At 56.2% G+C, this 16,805-nt stretch carries 13 protein-coding genes; all 13 read left to right on the top strand.

The window, feature by feature from the left end; genetic code table 11:
• Nucleotides 1-323: 323 nt before the first annotated feature.
• The 13 genes from ACW81B_RS07950 to ACW81B_RS07890 all read left to right on the top strand — a co-directional run bounded on the left by ACW81B_RS07950 (nt 324) and on the right by ACW81B_RS07890 (nt 16,750).
• Entirely contained in the window at nt 324-1,610 is a 1,287-nt protein-coding gene (locus ACW81B_RS07950; protein WP_491579683.1) for a CoB--CoM heterodisulfide reductase iron-sulfur subunit A family protein, read from the top strand.
• Between the two features lie 3 nt (nt 1,611-1,613).
• Nucleotides 1,614-3,830, top strand: coding sequence for an FAD-dependent oxidoreductase (locus ACW81B_RS07945; RefSeq protein ID WP_491579682.1), 2,217 nt, complete (start codon nt 1,614-1,616; stop codon nt 3,828-3,830).
• Nucleotides 3,831-3,838: 8 nt separating this feature from the next.
• Nucleotides 3,839-4,465: a 4Fe-4S dicluster domain-containing protein gene (locus tag ACW81B_RS07940; RefSeq protein WP_491579681.1), complete on the top strand. Its 627-nt coding sequence runs from the start codon at nt 3,839-3,841 to the stop codon at nt 4,463-4,465.
• A gap of 11 nt (nt 4,466-4,476) precedes the next feature.
• On the top strand, nt 4,477-5,376 hold the full coding sequence (locus ACW81B_RS07935) for a CoB--CoM heterodisulfide reductase iron-sulfur subunit B family protein (protein WP_491579680.1): 900 nt from the start codon (nt 4,477-4,479) through the stop codon (nt 5,374-5,376).
• Between the two features lie 108 nt (nt 5,377-5,484).
• Nucleotides 5,485-6,495 carry a serine/threonine protein kinase gene (locus ACW81B_RS07930; RefSeq protein WP_491579679.1) on the top strand — a complete coding sequence of 337 codons (1,011 nt, stop codon included), beginning with the start codon at nt 5,485-5,487 and terminating at the stop codon, nt 6,493-6,495.
• 193 nt (nt 6,496-6,688) lie between these two features.
• Nucleotides 6,689-7,372, top strand: a complete 684-nt coding sequence (locus ACW81B_RS07925) for a cytochrome c3 family protein (RefSeq protein ID WP_491579678.1) — start codon at nt 6,689-6,691, stop codon at nt 7,370-7,372.
• Between the two features lie 90 nt (nt 7,373-7,462).
• Nucleotides 7,463-8,596 (top strand): 6-bladed beta-propeller, encoded by a 1,134-nt coding sequence (locus ACW81B_RS07920; RefSeq protein WP_491579677.1) that lies wholly within the window; start codon nt 7,463-7,465, stop codon nt 8,594-8,596.
• Nucleotides 8,597-8,748: 152 nt separating this feature from the next.
• Complete coding sequence (locus ACW81B_RS07915; RefSeq protein ID WP_491579676.1) at nt 8,749-10,758, top strand: hypothetical protein; 2,010 nt, start codon at nt 8,749-8,751, stop codon at nt 10,756-10,758.
• Nucleotides 10,758-11,804, top strand: a complete 1,047-nt coding sequence (locus tag ACW81B_RS07910; protein WP_491579675.1) for an NHL repeat-containing protein — start codon at nt 10,758-10,760, stop codon at nt 11,802-11,804. The genes ACW81B_RS07915 and ACW81B_RS07910 overlap by 1 nt, the downstream gene beginning before the upstream one ends.
• Nucleotides 11,801-13,528: a cytochrome c3 family protein gene (locus ACW81B_RS07905; RefSeq protein ID WP_491579674.1), complete on the top strand. Its 1,728-nt coding sequence runs from the start codon at nt 11,801-11,803 to the stop codon at nt 13,526-13,528. The genes ACW81B_RS07910 and ACW81B_RS07905 overlap by 4 nt, the downstream gene beginning before the upstream one ends.
• 77 nt (nt 13,529-13,605) lie before the next feature.
• Complete coding sequence (locus tag ACW81B_RS07900) at nt 13,606-14,532, top strand: cytochrome c3 family protein (RefSeq protein WP_491579673.1); 927 nt, start codon at nt 13,606-13,608, stop codon at nt 14,530-14,532.
• Nucleotides 14,533-14,767: 235 nt separating this feature from the next.
• Complete coding sequence (locus tag ACW81B_RS07895) at nt 14,768-15,760, top strand: hypothetical protein (RefSeq protein ID WP_491579672.1); 993 nt, start codon at nt 14,768-14,770, stop codon at nt 15,758-15,760.
• A gap of 30 nt (nt 15,761-15,790) precedes the next feature.
• On the top strand, nt 15,791-16,750 hold the full coding sequence (locus tag ACW81B_RS07890; protein ID WP_491579671.1) for a formate dehydrogenase subunit gamma: 960 nt from the start codon (nt 15,791-15,793) through the stop codon (nt 16,748-16,750).
• Nucleotides 16,751-16,805 lie beyond the last annotated feature (55 nt).

Raw genomic sequence — 16,805 nt, 5'->3', positions numbered from 1 at the left:
ATTGATCCGGGCCGTTCGGCCCGGATCAATCGAGTCTGACCCCTTTGAAATACTGCGCTCGTAATGACGGGGCTTTCGAGCTTGAGGGGCGACGGTAGCGCGTCTCCCCATGCACGGCAACAAAACCCACAAAGCACGGGTGATATATACGCCCCTTATTCCTGAATCGAAAGATTCGATGCACTTTATATAAGGATAGTCTGGAACCACTCAAGGGGGTGGAGTATTGTTCACGCTCGTTTTTTTCGCGCCGGTCCGGACACAGATCCGACACCGGGAAATTCTATTCATTTGTCACAGCAACTCTGGACGGAGGAGTATCCATGTCAGAGGTTATCGCAACCAACCAGACGATTCTGGTGGTGGGTGGCGGCATCAGCGGCATGACAGCCGCACTGGAAGCCGCCGAATGCGGCAAGCAGGTCATTCTGGTGGAAAAAAACCCATCGATTGGCGGTCGCGTCAGCCAGCTTTACAAGTATTTCCCCAAACTCTGCCACCCCAAGTGCGGCCTGGAGATCAACCTGCGCCGGATCAAGGCCAACCGCAACCTGCGCGTCATGGCCATGACCGAGGTATCCGCCATCAGCGGTGATGCCGGCAACTACAGCGTTACGCTGAAGACCGCGCCGCGTTACATCAACGAGAACTGCACCAGCTGTGGCGCCTGCGGCGACGCGGTGGAAACCGAGTTCGACGACGAATACAACTACGGCCTCAGCAAGCGCAAGGGCGCCTACCTGCCGTTCAACCAGGCCTACCCGGAACGCTACGTGCTGGACCCGGCCATCATCGGCACCGACGATGCCGAAAAAGCCAAAGGCGCGTGCAAATACGACGCCATTGACCTGGACATGGGCGAGAGCGAAACCACCATCACCGTCGGCGCCATCATCTGGGCCACCGGCTGGAAACCTTATGATGCCGGCAAGATCCAGCCCTACGGCTATGATCGCTTCAAGAACGTCATCACCTCTGTTGAACTCGAACGCATGCTCGACCCGCACGGCCCGACCGGCGGCAAGATCCTGCGCCCGTCCGACGGCAAGGAAGCAAAAGATGTCGCCTTCATCCAGTGTGCCGGTTCGCGTGACAAGAACCACCTGGCGCACTGTTCGCGCATCTGCTGCATGGCCAGCCTGAAGCAAACCACCTACCTGCGCGAACAGTACGGCGACGAGGGCAAGGGCACGGTGTACTACATCGATATCCGCGCCATCGACCGTATCGATGACTTCTACCAGAACGTGCAGAATGACCCGAACATCAGCTTCGTGAAATCCAAGGTCGCCTCCATCACCGAAGACAGGGAAACCGGCAACCCGGTCCTGCACGGTGTGGACACCGAGGGCTACCACCGTTACAGCAACCCGCACGAACTGGTGGTGCTGGCAATCGGCATGGAACCCAGCGTTGCCGCTGGTGACTTCCCGATAGAAGTCGTGCTGAACGAAGAAGGATTCGTGGAACTGGATGAAGCCAACGGCGCATTCTTTGCCGCCGGTTGTTCGTCAGACGCACTGGACGTGAACCGCGCGGTACAAAGCGCCACGGCCAGCGCGCTGCGCGCTATCCAGGTTGTTAACAAAGTTGCCGGTGCGGAGGGTTAAGCCGTGTCAGATTTAAAAATTGGAGCCTACATTTGTAAAGGTTGCGGACTGGGCGAACGCCTCGACTGCGACCAGCTGGCCACCGTTGCCCAGCGCGACGGCAAGGCACAGGTGGTGCAGCAGCACGACTTCCTGTGTTCTGCCGATGGCGTGAAGCTGATCCAGAACGATATCGATAACGAAGGCGTCAACCGCGTCGTCATCGGTGCCTGCTCGCGCCGCGCCAAGACCGAAGCCTTCGACTTCCAGGGCGTCAACGTGTCCCGTTGCAACCTGCGCGAAGGCGTCATCTGGGTGCGCCCTGACGAGGACGACATGCGTGAAACCACGCAGGAAATGGCTGAAGACTACATCCGCATGGGTTGCGCCGAGGCCAAGCACTCCCTGATCCCCGCTTCCGCGCAGGAAAAAGGCACCGAGAACACCGTACTGGTGGTCGGTGGCGGTATCACCGGCATGACCGCTGCACTGGAAGCGGCCAAAACCGGTTACCCGGTCCAGCTGGTGGAAAAAACCGGTGAACTGGGCGGCTACGTCGGCAAGATGTGGAAAGACGTACCGATGCACGCGCCTTACACCGACCCGGTCGACACCAGGGTTGCCGACATGGTTGCGGAGATCGAAGCCAACAACCTGATCACCGTGCACCTGAACGCCACCATCAGCAAGACCTCCGGCGCGCCGGGCCGTTTTGCCGTGGACATCAGCACCGAAAGCGGTTCCACCAACACCATCAATATCGGCGCCATCATCCAGGCCTCCGGCGCCACGCCCTACGACGCCAGCCAGCTGCCGGAACTCGGCTATGGCAAGAGCAAGGACGTGGTCGACCGCGTGGAACTGGAACAACTGGCGATTGCCGCCAACGGTGGGCCGATCAAGCGCCCGTCCGACGGCAAGGAAGTGAAGAAGGTCACTTTCATCCAGTGCGCTGGCCAGCGCAGCGAGAAAGAAGGCCACCTGAACTACTGTTCCGGTGACTGCTGCCTGACCTCCATCAAGCAGGCCATGTACTTCAAGGACCAGAACCCGGATATCGAAACCGAGATCCTGTACGACGACCTGCGCACCCCGGGCGCCCCGGGCGAGGACTTCTACCGCAGTGGCCAGGACAAGATGGTCACCTTCCGCAAGGCGGTAGTGAACGAAGTCGCGGCCGGCAGCAATGGCCCGGTTCTCAAGTTCAGGGATATGATCCTCGACGAGGACGTGGAAGAAGACGCCGACCTGGTGGTACTGGCCACCGGCATGGTCGCCAACTCCGGTGTCGACATCGACGAAGTGCCGCAGAACGAGCCCGGCGAGTGGGAAGTCAGCGTGGATTCCATCCTCAACCTGAACTACCGCCAGGGCAAGGACCTGCCGCACCTGAAGTACGGCTTCAACGATTCGCACTTCATCTGCTTCCCGTACGAAACGCGCCGCACCGGCATCTACACCTGTGGCCCGGTGCGTCGTCCGATGGACACCCAGCAGGCCATTGATGACGCCACCGGTGCCACCCTGAAGGCCATCCAGGAAATCGAAAACGCCAAAGTCGGCCGCGCCGCACATCCGCGCTCCGGCGACCTGTCGTACCCGATCTTCCGCAAGGAAGGCTGCACACAGTGCAAACGCTGCACCGTGGAGTGCCCGTTCGGCGCCATCGACGAGGACGAGCAACGCTTCCCGGTGTTCAACGAGTCACGCTGCCGCCGTTGCGGCACCTGCATGGGCGCCTGCCCGGTACGGGTTATCTCTTTCGAGAACTACTCCTGCGATACCGTCGGCCAGCAGCTCAAGAACGTGGAAATCCCGGAAGAGTGGGACGAGAAGCCGCGCATCCTGGTGCTGGCCTGCGAGAATGACGCCTACCCGGCACTCGACATGGGCGCCCAGCAGGGCAACCACTACAGTCAGTGGGCTCGCATCATACCGGTGCGCTGCCTCGGTTCGGTCAACACCATCTGGATCACCGATGCGCTGAACTCGGGCTACGACGGCGTCATCCTGATGGGTTGCCAGAAGGGTGAAAACTACCAGTGCCACTTCGTCAAGGGTTCTGAAATGGCCGCCGTGCGCATGAGCAAGGTCGACCAGACGCTGGAGACCCTGAACCTCGAAAAAGAACGTGTTGAAACCTACGAGGTCGCCATCACTGATATCGACCGCGCGCCCGGGCTGATCAACGACATGGCAGAGACCATCGAGAAGATCGGCATGAGCCCGTTCAAGTTCTAGGAGCAGTCATGAGTAACTACAACCAGGAAATGATCGAAAAGTACCGCGGCAACTTCCTCAAGGAAGTGCAGGACAACGTAGAGGAAGGCGACTGGGTGAAGATGTGCATGCAGTGTGGCGTGTGCTCCGGTTCCTGTCCACTGGGCCCGCACTGGGAGCACCCACCGCAGGAAATCTTCATGATGATCCGCGCCGGCAAGCGTGAGGAAGTGCTGGAGTCCAGCTCCATGTGGATGTGTACTTCCTGCTACAACTGCATCGCCCGCTGCCCGCGCGGCCTGCCGATCACGCACATCATGCACGGTCTGGCCACCTACTCGAAGCGTCTGGGTCTGGCGCCGCAGCAACAGCCGACGGCAAAGTTCGCACAGCTGTTCTGGGATAACCTGGCCAAAAAAGGCCGCGTCAATGAGTTGAAGCTGGGCCTGTCACTGTACTTCATGAACGGCTTCGGCGAAGGCATCAAGACGGCCCTGAAGATGAAGGATATCGGCCTGAATATGCTGAAAACCGGTCGCATGACCCCCATGGAAATGCTCGGCGGCCACGGCTGCAAAGACACAAAAGGCTTCCACGCCATGCTGAAGAAAGCGCAGGAACTTGAAGAAGCGCGTATCGGCAAGAGCGGAAGCTGAGGAGAACTGACATGGCTAAACATTCCTACTCTTTTTACCCCGGTTGTTCCTCGCAGAAAGCCGCGTCCTCGTCCAACTACCAGGTGTCGGTCGACACCATGTGCAAGGAACTGGACATCGAACTGAACGAAATCCCGGACTGGAACTGCTGTTCCGCTTCCATCGGTTACGCCGGTGGCGGTGAACTGCCGCGACTGGCCCTGTCGGCGCGCAACATGGCGCTGTCGGAAGAAGCCCACGGCGACCAGGACATCGTCGCCACCTGCGCCGCCTGCTGGCTGGCCACCAAGGAAACCCAGGAGCGCCTGAACGATAACCCCGAGCTGATGGCCGAAACCAACACGGCGCTGGCCGAAGCCGGGCTCAAGCTGAAAAACAACAAGAAGGTCCGCCACATGGTGGAAGTCCTGATCGAGGACATCGGCTACGAGGAACTCGGCAAACACGTCAAGAAACCGCTGGAAGGCATCAAGATCGCCGGTTATGTCGGCTGCCAGACCAACCGCCCGTTCGGCATCGCCGGCGAGTCCTTCGAAAATCCGAAGTACCTCGACAAGATGATCGAAACGATGGGCGCCGAAGCCTGTGACAACTACGAAAAGAAAGTGTCCTGCTGCGGCGGCGCGCTGGCCTTCTCCGAGCCGGAAAAGAGCCAGGCGCTGATCAAGGACATTATCGAATCGGCCTACGACAACGGCGCCGACATGATCGTGACCCCCTGCCCGGTCTGCCAGATGAACACCGAGGTCTACCAGGAGCAGATCAATGCCACCTACGGCACCAAGTTCAAAATGCCGGTGGTGTACTACAGCACGCTGATGAGCGTGGCCTACGGCAAGAGCGCAAAGGAAGCGGCGCTGAACGGTCAGATCATCAAGGCAAAACAGTTGGAAGAAATTGCCAACAAGTAACGTCTAGCATGTGACGGACCGTCGGGTTCGTTAATCTCCTTGACGTGTAAGCCCCTCGCAAGAGGGGCTTTTTTATTCCCCGCCCGCAAAAACCGCTATGATGAGCGCATGACAGACCGCGACGCCCGACACCCCTACGAACGACTCACCCCCGATCTCATCCTCAACGCCCTGGATGATCGCGGCTTTGTCACCGATGGATGCCTGCTGGCACTCAACAGCTATGAAAACCGCGTCTACCAGATTGGCATCGAGGACGAGACACCGGTTATTGCCAAATTTTACCGCCCGGAACGCTGGTCAAGAGAAGCCATCCAGGAAGAACATGCCTTTGCCCTGGAACTGGCTGAACAGGAAATCCCCGTCATCGCCCCGATTCAGGATGACAACGGTGAGACTCTGCACGAATACCACGGCTTCCTGTTCGGCGTTTACCCGCGCTGCGGCGGGCACTGGCCGGACCTTGATACCCGCGAACAACGCGAACAGATGGGGCGTTTCCTGGGGCGCATGCATGCCGTCGGTGCGACACGGCGCTTCGAGCATCGTGCCCGACTGGATATCGAACGACTCGGCGACGCCTCACGCGATTTCATCCTTGAGCAAAACTTTCTGCCCGACTACCTGCGTGAAGCCTACAGCAGCCTGACCGCTGACCTGCTGGAAAAAATACGCAACCTGTTCGAGGTCGTTGGCCCACGGGGCGCAATACGCCTGCACGGCGACTGCCACAAGAGCAACATCCTGTGGCGTGATAACGGACCTCACTTTGTCGATCTCGATGACAGTTGTTCCGGCCCCGCGATACAGGACCTGTGGATGCTGTTGTCCGGTGATCGCGAGGAAATGCGCATGCAAATGGAAGACCTGCTAACCGGTTACCGTATGTTCCGCGACTTTGATGAAGGCAGCGCACTACTGATCGAACCCCTGCGCACACTGCGCATCATGCACTATGCCGCGTGGATTGCGCGCCGCTGGGAAGACCCGGCCTTTCCGATTGCGTTTCCCTGGTTTGATTCACCGCGTTACTGGGAAGACCATATTCTCAGCCTTCGGGAACAGGCCAGTGCGCTGGATGAGCCGTCTATCCTCCAGGGAGCGCCGCCGATCAACTAATCTATAATATAACTGACTTGCATCAATGTTCTGGTAGCGCAGCTGTGGCTGAATTGTTATCAGGCAACACAGGAAAGCAATACAGGCAACCCATCAATATTTCTCAGGCAAGAATAAACTGATTTAATCTTACACAGGAAATGATAATGACACCGATTCACTAATAACTGTAAATTGCCCGGAGGTACCCAAAATGAAATATTTCAATCAATTACTCCCACGCGCAAGCGGACTCCTGCTGGTTGCTTCAGGGTTGGTTGGCGGCCAGGCACTGGCAGGCACCATTGTCGGTACCGCTCATGACTTTTCCAAAGCTGGCTACTCCGGGGGTGAAATCTGTGTGGTATGCCACACCCCGCACAATTCTGACACCTCGGTAACCCAGGCGCCTCTGTGGAACCATGCAGTCACCGGAGTACTTAATTTCGCCATGTACACCAGCCCGACGCTGGACGCCCTGCAGGACACCCAGCCTACCGGCTCATCAAAGCTCTGCCTGTCCTGTCACGATGGTGCAACCGCACTGGACTCCTTCGGGGGCAACGCGGGCACTACCATCATGGGCGGTGACGAGGCCGTAGGCCGCAACAATGACCTGACAGATGATCACCCGATTTCGATCACCTACGACAGCGCACTCGCCAATACCGACCCCGGACTGTTTGATCCAACGGCCACCTCGGTAACCATTGGTGATAACGGCGACAAGACCCGAACCGGACTGGTCAGCGAACTGCTGACACCGGGAGACAAAGTCCAGTGCTCGTCCTGCCACGATGTGCACAACAACTTTGTGGGGCCGGGAACAAACAACGAGCCGTTCCTGAAGGTCACCAAGGCCGGCAGCAAAATCTGTCTCACTTGCCATAACAAGTAGGTCTGGCGCGTCGCCTCATCATCCACCATGCAGACGGGTGGATGATGAGGTACAGTAAAGCAAACCAGAATTCTCCGGATTACTATTGCAATGACCTTTCATCGCAGTACTACAACCTGTGCCCAGTGGATCAGCACCCTTCTCGTCGCAATACTTCTGGGCAGCTGTGCCAGCACCCCCGGGCCGGATGAATCGGCGCCCTTGTTCTACCCTCCACTGCCTGACCCGCCGCGCCTCCAGTACCTTACCCGTTTTTCCTCACCCGGGGATGTAGAAGACGAGAACATGGGCTTCAGGGATTTCGTTGTCGGCAAGGATACGCTGGGTGACCACCTGGTACGCAAACCCTACGGCCTGGATATGTACGACGGCAAAATCTACGTTGTAGACACCCGTGGCAATGGTTATGGCATTTTTGATCTGAAAAACAAACGTACTGAACTGGTGCAGGGCTCTGGCGGCGGGGCAATGAAAAAACCCATCAATATCACCGTTGATGTCGATGGCACCAGGTACATAACCGATACCGACCGCAACCAGATCCTGATATTCGACAGAAATGACAGGTTTGTGCGTGCCTACGGAACCCCGAACCAGTTCAAGCCCATTGACGTGCTGGTGGTGGGCAACAGGCTGTACGTATCGGATTTGTACCATCACCAGATCCAGGTTCTGGACAAAACCAGCGGGAAACCCCTGTTCAGTTTCGGAAAGGCCGGTTCCGGTGAGGGTGAGTTCTTCCAGCCAACCAGCCTGGCACTGGGTCCTGACCAGTCACTGTATATCAGCGACACAGGAAACTTCCGCATCCAGAAATATTCACTGGACGGAAATTTTATCCGCAGCTATGGAAGTGTCGGGGACACCGCGGGCCATTTCGCACGCCCCAAGGGTATTGCGGTTGATCGCGACGAGCGGCTATATATTGTTGATGCCGCCTTCGAAAATGTGCAAATCCTCAACAACGACGGCACCCCACTGATGTTCTTCGGCCAACCGGGTGACAAACGTGGAAACATCAATTTGCCGACAAGTGTCGTTATTGACTATGACAACCTCGAATATTTCCAGCGCTATGCGGCACCCGGTTTCCAGCTGGAATATATCGTCCTGGTTGCCAGCCAGTTCGGCATCAACAAGGTTGTCGCCTTTGGTTTTGGAAAAATGGAAGGCATGGACTACGCAGATCCCCGCACCATGGATACGAAACCCGGAAACAGGTAGTACGATGTGACTGCGCGAGGATGAAATGAAAGATTCCGGAGCTTGTGCATATTCGCAGTGGAAGCGGGGACATGGAACAACCCGTGCCGCCATAACGAGAGCAACAGAGAATGTGGTTTGTGCGTTCACAGGTAAGGAATACAACAAACGCCATGCGGCGTGTTCGAAACACGCTCTGCTGGGGGTTTGGCTTGCTGGTAATACTACCTTCGCTTTGTGGCGCCCGGTATGCTGACATCACCGCGTTCAAACTGACCGGCATCGAAGGTAATCTGTCGGCCCGCTATAACCTCGACGACTACGAGCAAACTTCAACTGGTGGCGGAAGAGTCTACCAGACTCGCCCCACACTGGAGGAAGAGTTTTTCATCCTTACTCACAGCTACGCCTATCATCCGAGCTTTCTCAATATGGACCTGGGTGGTGGCCTGCTGTTCCTGCAGCAGGATTTCGACTCCGACCAGGGAAAAAGCAACACCAGTGAATCCCTGTACAACCTGACTGCCCGACTCAGCTTCCTGGAAAGGAAACCCTACCCGGTCAGACTGTTCTATGACCGCAGCAACCCATCGGTCACCACCAGTCTGGCTGGCCGTTTTCTGGTGGAAAATACCCGTTATGGCATGACGGCATCCCTGCTGAAGCCAGTTTTGCCGGTGACGATCAACCTGGAAGCGTCTCGTTTCGAAAGTGATGGTTCCGGGTTCGAAACCATCATCAAACAGACAACCGACCAGGCCACTATCCGCGCTTCCAGGTCCTACGCGGGTGGAGACAGCATCAGACTGAACCACCTGTGGACCAGGGCCGACTCCCGTAGCGGAAGCCCACGACTGCCCATTCAGCAGACGGCCACGACCACCCGAACCACGGATGTTACTGCACTCAATAATTTCGGCGCCAGCAACCAGTTTCGGCTTACACAACTTTTAACCTACACCGACCAGACACTGGATCAGCAGCAAGGCTCCACCACCAAACTTGAAGACCTGCGCTACAGTTACGACATGCGCTGGACGCATACCGCCAGAACACTATCTTTTTACCAGTACCGTTTACAGAAAAACAACCGCAGCGAAGTAAACACCACCAACCAAAACGCTATAGTTGGCGCCTCTTACGAACAAAAACAGGGACTGCACGGCAATGTGGATCTTCATGTCCAAAAAGAAGAGCAGGACACGACCAACTTCAGAAGAGAAGTGTACGGGGCGCAGGGAACTGTCGGCTACAGTAGAAAGATGCGGCGTGGAGCCATACAACTGGGCGCCACCATGCAACTGGACCAGATAGACCAGTCGAGTGGAAGCACCGATATCGTGCAGGTATTCGACGAGAATATAACCCTTACCGGCACCACGCCAGTAGCGTTACAAAACGATTTTGTCATAACCAGTACGATTGTCGTAACCAATACAGCCAACACCCAGACTTTCATTGCAGGCCTGGATTACGATATCAGAATTATCGGTCAGGTCACCGAGATTCAGCGGCTTATTGGCGGCAACATCCTTGACGGACAGATACTGCTGGTTGACTACGAATACCGTTCGGGTGGCAACGTAAAGTTCACCGCTTTCAACCAGAACTATTTCAGCAACTTCAACCTGTTCAGGTTCCATAATCTTTTTGCCCGTTACCGAAAGTTCGACCAGGAGGTGGAAAGCGGCCAACCCACCACCCCGCTCAATGATGTTGAAAACATCCTGGTCGGGGCGAAAGCTGAATACCCCCTGCTGGACGGCTGGCTGGTTGGCGCCGAAGTAAACTATGAAAATCAACAAGAAGACATCTCGCCCTATACCCGAAAGCTGCTCAAGGCCCATATCGAGACTACACTGCCACGCACGACCCGAATGCGGGTAACCGCGCGGCGTGAATTCGTGAATAATGAAAACTCACCGGAAGATGCGGACATCAGCCAGCTAATCGTTCGCCTGACGTCCAGGCCCTGGTTACGTACCGTTATCACTATCGATGGCGACTATGAAAAAGATACCGGTGGCACACTGACCCGGCGCCGCCAGGCCTTGAACCTGGGCCTGGTCTGGCGCTACCGCATGTTACAGTTCACGATACGTGCTGAACACGTGAACAACAGACAGGGCGATGTAACACAAAAGAACAATAAAATAAGAGCCCAACTGATACGGCAGTTCTGATGGATATAAAACATACGATCCGGCTTGCTTTACTGGCACTCATCGGCCCATTCCTGCTGATGAATGGCTGTACATCGACGCACGACACCGTGCCCGTGGCTCATGTCGGACAGGTGTGGCCTGCCCCGCCTGCACCACCACGCATCCGCCATATTAAAAATATTTACAGTGCGGAAGACCTGGGCATCAAAAAAACATTCTGGAATCGGCTGGGTGAATTTATCTACGGTTCTTCCAGCACGCGCCTGGTGCGGCCTATGGCAACTGTCATGGATAAGCGTAATCATATACTGTATGTCGCCGACCCCGGGGCACGTGGTGTCCATCGCTTCGACCTGCGCAGCTCCCGATACAAACTCCTGCATCGCGAAAACAACCTCCCGCTGCCTTCACCAACAGGCATGGCAATCGGGCCCGGCAGCCGGGTTTTTGTCACTGACTCTGGCCTTGGTCAGCTGTTCACAGCCACACCCGGGTCGGATTTCCTGTCACCCGTCGAACTGGAGCATGGGCCGCAACAACCTACCGGCGTGATGTATGAGCAGAAAACCGGAAACCTGTATATCGTCGACACTGCGGCACATGCGATCAAGGTCTACTCGGACACAGGCGTCCTGATCCGGCAGCTCGGGCGGCGTGGAACCGCCCCGGGTGAGTTCAATTTCCCAACCGCACTGTGGCAGAACCGGCCAGGTCAGCTGCTGATCACCGACTCACTTAATTTCCGCGTCCAGCGGCTCGACACCCAGGGGAGGTTTCTTGGCCAGTTCGGTCGACCGGGTGACGCCAGTGGTGACCTGTCACGCCCCAAAGGTATCGCGACAGATCATTCCGGGCATATCTATGTTGTCGATTCGATGTTTCATGCCTTCCAGGTTTTTGATACCGCTGGCGACTTATTATTTATCCTGGGATCGCAAGGCCATGAGACAGGCCAGTTCTGGTTGCCTACCGGTATTTTCATCACACCGGACGACTACATTTATATTTCAGACTCGCACAACCAGCGAGTCCAGGTGTTCCGCTATATCGGGGGTGAGCCATGAAGTTCCTGACATGGACAGGGTTGATCGTCGTGCTGGTTTTGACAAACCAGACGACATACGCGGCAGTGGCCGATACCAGACATAATTTATCCGTCTCCGGGCCGGGCAACATCAGGGCCAGCAGTGAAGACCGGATCTGCATCTTTTGCCATACACCGCACAGCGCCTCGGCTTCCGCACCATTGTGGAACCGGCGTGACCCGGGCAATACTTACATCCCTTATTCCAGCACCACGGCAACCGCCAACCCGGGGCAACCTACCGGCGCATCGATTCTGTGCCTGAGTTGCCACGACGGCACGATTGCACTGGGCGATATACTGAGCCAACCGTCAGATATCATTATGGCCGGCGGCATCACCACCCTGCCTCCTGGTGATACGCAACTGGGAACGGACCTGTCAGACGATCACCCGGTCTCTTTCGACTATACGACCAGCATCTCCAGTCGTGGAGAATACGTAGACCCCACCTCACTGACCGGTACCGTCCGCCTGGATGCCAACGGTCAGATGCAGTGCACCAGCTGTCACGAACCTCACGACAATACCTGGGGGAAATTCCTGGTCAAACCGGCACGTGCGTCAGGTCTGTGCACCACCTGCCACATCAAAAATGGCTGGACACAATCACCACACAACCTGTCCGGTGCCACCTGGAACGGCCAGGCGCCCGACCCATGGCCAGCCACCAGCTGGAACAACGTATCTGATAACGGCTGCCAGAACTGCCACCGCCCACATACAGCAGGAAGCCGTGAGCGCCTGTTGAACTACCGCGTCGAGGAAGATAACTGTAGCGCCTGCCATAATGGCAACGTGGCTGGCAACAATGTCATGTCAGTCTTCAACCAGTTCTCCAGTCACCCGATTGCTGATACTGTCGAAACGCACGACCCCGCCGAACCCAATGTTGTTGCCAACCGCCATGTAGAGTGCGCTGACTGTCACGACCCCCATGCGGCCCGCGCAGGTTCCACGGCTGTCACAGGCCCACTGCTCAATGTGCGCGGCATAGATATTAATGGCATCAATATGGACCCTGTCACCGAAACTCACCAACTGTGTTTCCGCTGTCACGGTGACAGCCAGGGCAAACCCACAGCACCTACACCACGCCAGATCGAGCAGACCAACACACGCCTGGAATTCACCCTCTCCAACCCGTCTTTCCACCCCGTTGCGGGACCCGGTCGAAATCCTGACATTCCCAGTCTGATCTCGCCGCTGACCCCGGCCAGCACCATCGGCTGCACCGACTGCCATAACAGTAACGATGCACCCTCAGCAGGCGGCAGCGGTGTTGAGGGTCCTCACGGTTCGGCGTTTTCCCCGATCCTGGCGCGGCAATACATAACCCTGGACAACACACCGGAAAGTGCCTCCAACTATGCCCTGTGTTACAGCTGTCATGACCGCAATAGCATTCTCGGCGATCAGAGTTTCAGCCTGCACAGGAAACATGTTGCCGGAGAAAGGGCGCCCTGTAATGTCTGCCATGACCCGCACGGTATCAGCGATACCCAGGGGAACAGTGTGAACAACAGCCATCTGATCAACTTTGATACATCGGTGGTATCGCCCAACAGGATGGGGCAGTTGAGCTTTACCGATAACGGCAGCTTTGCAGGCACCTGCAACCTGAGCTGCCACGGACAAAATCATATGAATTTCTCCTACCCCGAGGGTATGGGGGGAGGTGGCGGCATGGGCGGCGGCCGATGACTCCAACTGGCACAGCCTGGATTTTCACAGCACTCATCCTGTGTTCTACCAGCACGATGGTTGCCGGGATGGGGAAAATGGCCGCACCTGCAGTCGATACCAGAGAGGTGCTAACGCAGCCAGACAAAGTGCCGCAATGGCTGAGCCAGGGACGGCTGCGACCGGCACAGATCCCTAACCCACACTGGCGCAACGACGCCTGTACGAGTTGCCACACCGCAACTTCACCGTCACGTAAAAACCCCGCATTGCGGCACAAGGATCCTGGACAACTGTGCAACACCTGCCACGACACTGTTAGTCAGCATGCCTATATTCATCCCTCGGGCAACACACCTGACCCTGATATGTGGAAACGCATGCCCAGCGCCTACAGGCAAGCCATGAAGAACGGAAGAATCGTCTGCACCACCTGCCACGACCTGCCGGCACAGTGCCTGGATGAACGGCGCAGGGAACAGCATGCCAACCCTGCGTTCCTGCGTGGAGCACCGTTTACACACCGCTCCGACCCCTGCTACCTGTGTCACGATGCCAGCGCCTATACGCGCATCAATCCACACGACCAGATCAGCGACAGTGGCCAGATCCGTGAGGCCACCTGCGCCCTGTGTCACACTGATGTTGAAAACCTGCGGACAGCTGCCAGAATAGAGGGTGTGGGCTTTAATATTGAACATGACCTGGCAAGGATGTGCACCGGCTGCCACCCGTGGATACCGCACCCCGGCGGGAAATTTATGTTTTCTGAAACCTTCAAGGACAGAAAGCACCCCGAACACCTGGCTGTGCCACCCAGACGGATGCGTGAACAGATGCAACGCATGGCAGTAAAAAACAACATCATCCTGCCACTCGACCCAACGACCGGGAAAGTTTACTGTGCCACCTGTCACAATCCACACGAACGCGGTTTATTGAAGAACAGTGCTGCAGCAAGTGGCGCCGACTCAGACAATCGCCTGCGAATGAAGAATCTGTGTACCAACTGTCACGATAAATAGTCACGGGTTTGCCGGGCAGTGATTATTGACCCATATCAAGGCACTCTCATTCAGCGGGGTCCAGACTGTGAAACAGGAGCAATCCACAGGGGGCAGAGAATACCAGCATATGGCCCGCTTACTTAACAAACTGGTGTTGGGGTGGCTATTACTGGCCATAGGAGGTTCTTATAGCGCTTCTGCCATAGCTTTCGAAGATGATGAAGCTTGCCTGCTTTGTCACAAGTACCCCAAAATGGGCCGCATGACAGAGGACGGGACCCGGCGATCCTACTATGTCGTGCCTCATGTGTTTGGCTCTACCGTACATCGCAATGTACCCTGCACAGACTGCCATACCTACATAAAGAAACTGCCGCACCGTGAGGTCAAAACCGGTGTAACCTGCGATGCTGAATGTCACTCTATCAAGAATCCCGCCACAGGCAAGAATTTCAGCCACAAGCCGATCGCTGAAAAATACCTGCGCAGCACACACGGACGAAAAAAACTGGCTGAAGGGCCTGATGCCGACAAACCCTACTGTGTCACCTGTCACCAGAACCCGATCTATAACCCGAATGAATCTGAACCGCCCCAGGCTATTATTGCCCGCTGCACCGTCTGCCACGAAGACAGGGACTTTGTTGAAAACTGGTACAAACACACCAGCCGTCGCATAAAGGAGGTTAAACGCTCCTCAAAGGAAATCGTGGCACTGTGCTCTTCCTGCCACGGCGACGAACGACTGGTTGAACGGCATATAAAGGCTGCTGAAGAAGAGGGCCGGGAGCTGGGTAAGAAATACCGTTACGCCGTCGAGTCATACAAGAAGAGCTTCCATGGCAAGACCACACACTACGGGCTCAAACAGGCGCCAAACTGCCTGGACTGCCATGCTGACAGCGACAACTATTATCTCAGCGTTCATTTTATCCGCCCCTCGCGCGACCCGCAGTCACCGGTAAGTCCCGAGCGCAAACTTGAGACCTGCAAGCAATGTCATATCTACGCCAACAAAAACTACGCGGCACTGGATCCTCACCCTACCGACGACCCGAAAGAAAACCCATTTATTTATTACGCAGAAATGGGCTATAACTGGATGGCCTATACCGTGATCGCCTTCCTCCTGTTCATGGCCTTACTGGAAACCATCGGGCGCCGGCGGGACGGTGTGGAGTGGCGCCTGAAGCGCGGATCCTCCTGGTGGCGCCGGTCAAAGCGCGGCCGTGACCGGGTTATTTGATCATGAATCACTGGACAGGATGAATATGTCATGAAACTTTCACCCGAAGCACGCGATGTACTTGAAACCTCGATGCGCATCAACAAGGTGAGTGACAGGGAGCGGGATGAAATCGAGTCCGTCATCCTGTCCATGCCGCAGGATCGCGTCAAACTGTACAAGAATGTTCTCTCCAACCCTATCGGTGACATCCCGCGCTATTCAGTTCATATCAGAATCCAGCACATGCTCACTTTTGTCACTTTTCTTGCCCTGGCTTTCACCGGCCTGCCTATCGCCTTCTTTGATCATTTCTGGGCACAACCACTGAACGCTATCGTCGGCGGCGTAGACATCTCGCGCGTCATTCACCGTACGCTTGCAGCCATTATGATCTTCAGCATGCTGTATCACCTTGCCACAATAACGCTGGGTCCTCTGCAACAAATACTGAAGCGACGCTTTGAATTGCGGCGCACAATTCTTCCACTTATGAAGGACATTCGCGACTTCAAGGACGACATGCTGTATTTTGCCGGCACACGCGATCAACGCCCGGAGATGGACAAATTCATGTATAAACAGAAAATTCATTACTTTGCCGCTGCGTTCGGCAATCTGGTGATGGTTATCTCCGGTTCATCCTTTCTGTTCCCGGAATTCTGGGCTGCCCTTTTACCAGCCAGTGTAGCTGCAAACTTCCAGGAAATGATGCGCCTTTCTCACCCGCACGAGGCTCTGCTTGCCCTGCTGGTGATCGCCTTCTGGCACTGGTACAACGTCCATCTGGCACCGGGCAGGTTCCCCATGCAATGGACATTCCTGACAGGCAAGATAACCCGCGAACACCAGATCGAGGAACATTTCCTCGAATACCTGCGTAATCTTGTTGAGCTGCCCGAGGAAAGGGCCTACCTGATCGGGCAACTTGAGGCACGCGAACTGTTTACGGATATTGAGGATTCTGTTTCCGATCAGGCCGATGTAGTCAGCGAGCAATCTCCGCCATGATGAAACCACTGACAGGCCTGCAAAAGTTTATCGCCTACAGTGCCCTGCTGTTTGT

This window comes from Thiogranum sp., assembly GCF_058323355.1.
Note: the sequence above shows the minus strand (reverse complement) of the source record. Positions and strands in the feature narration are given on the sequence as shown.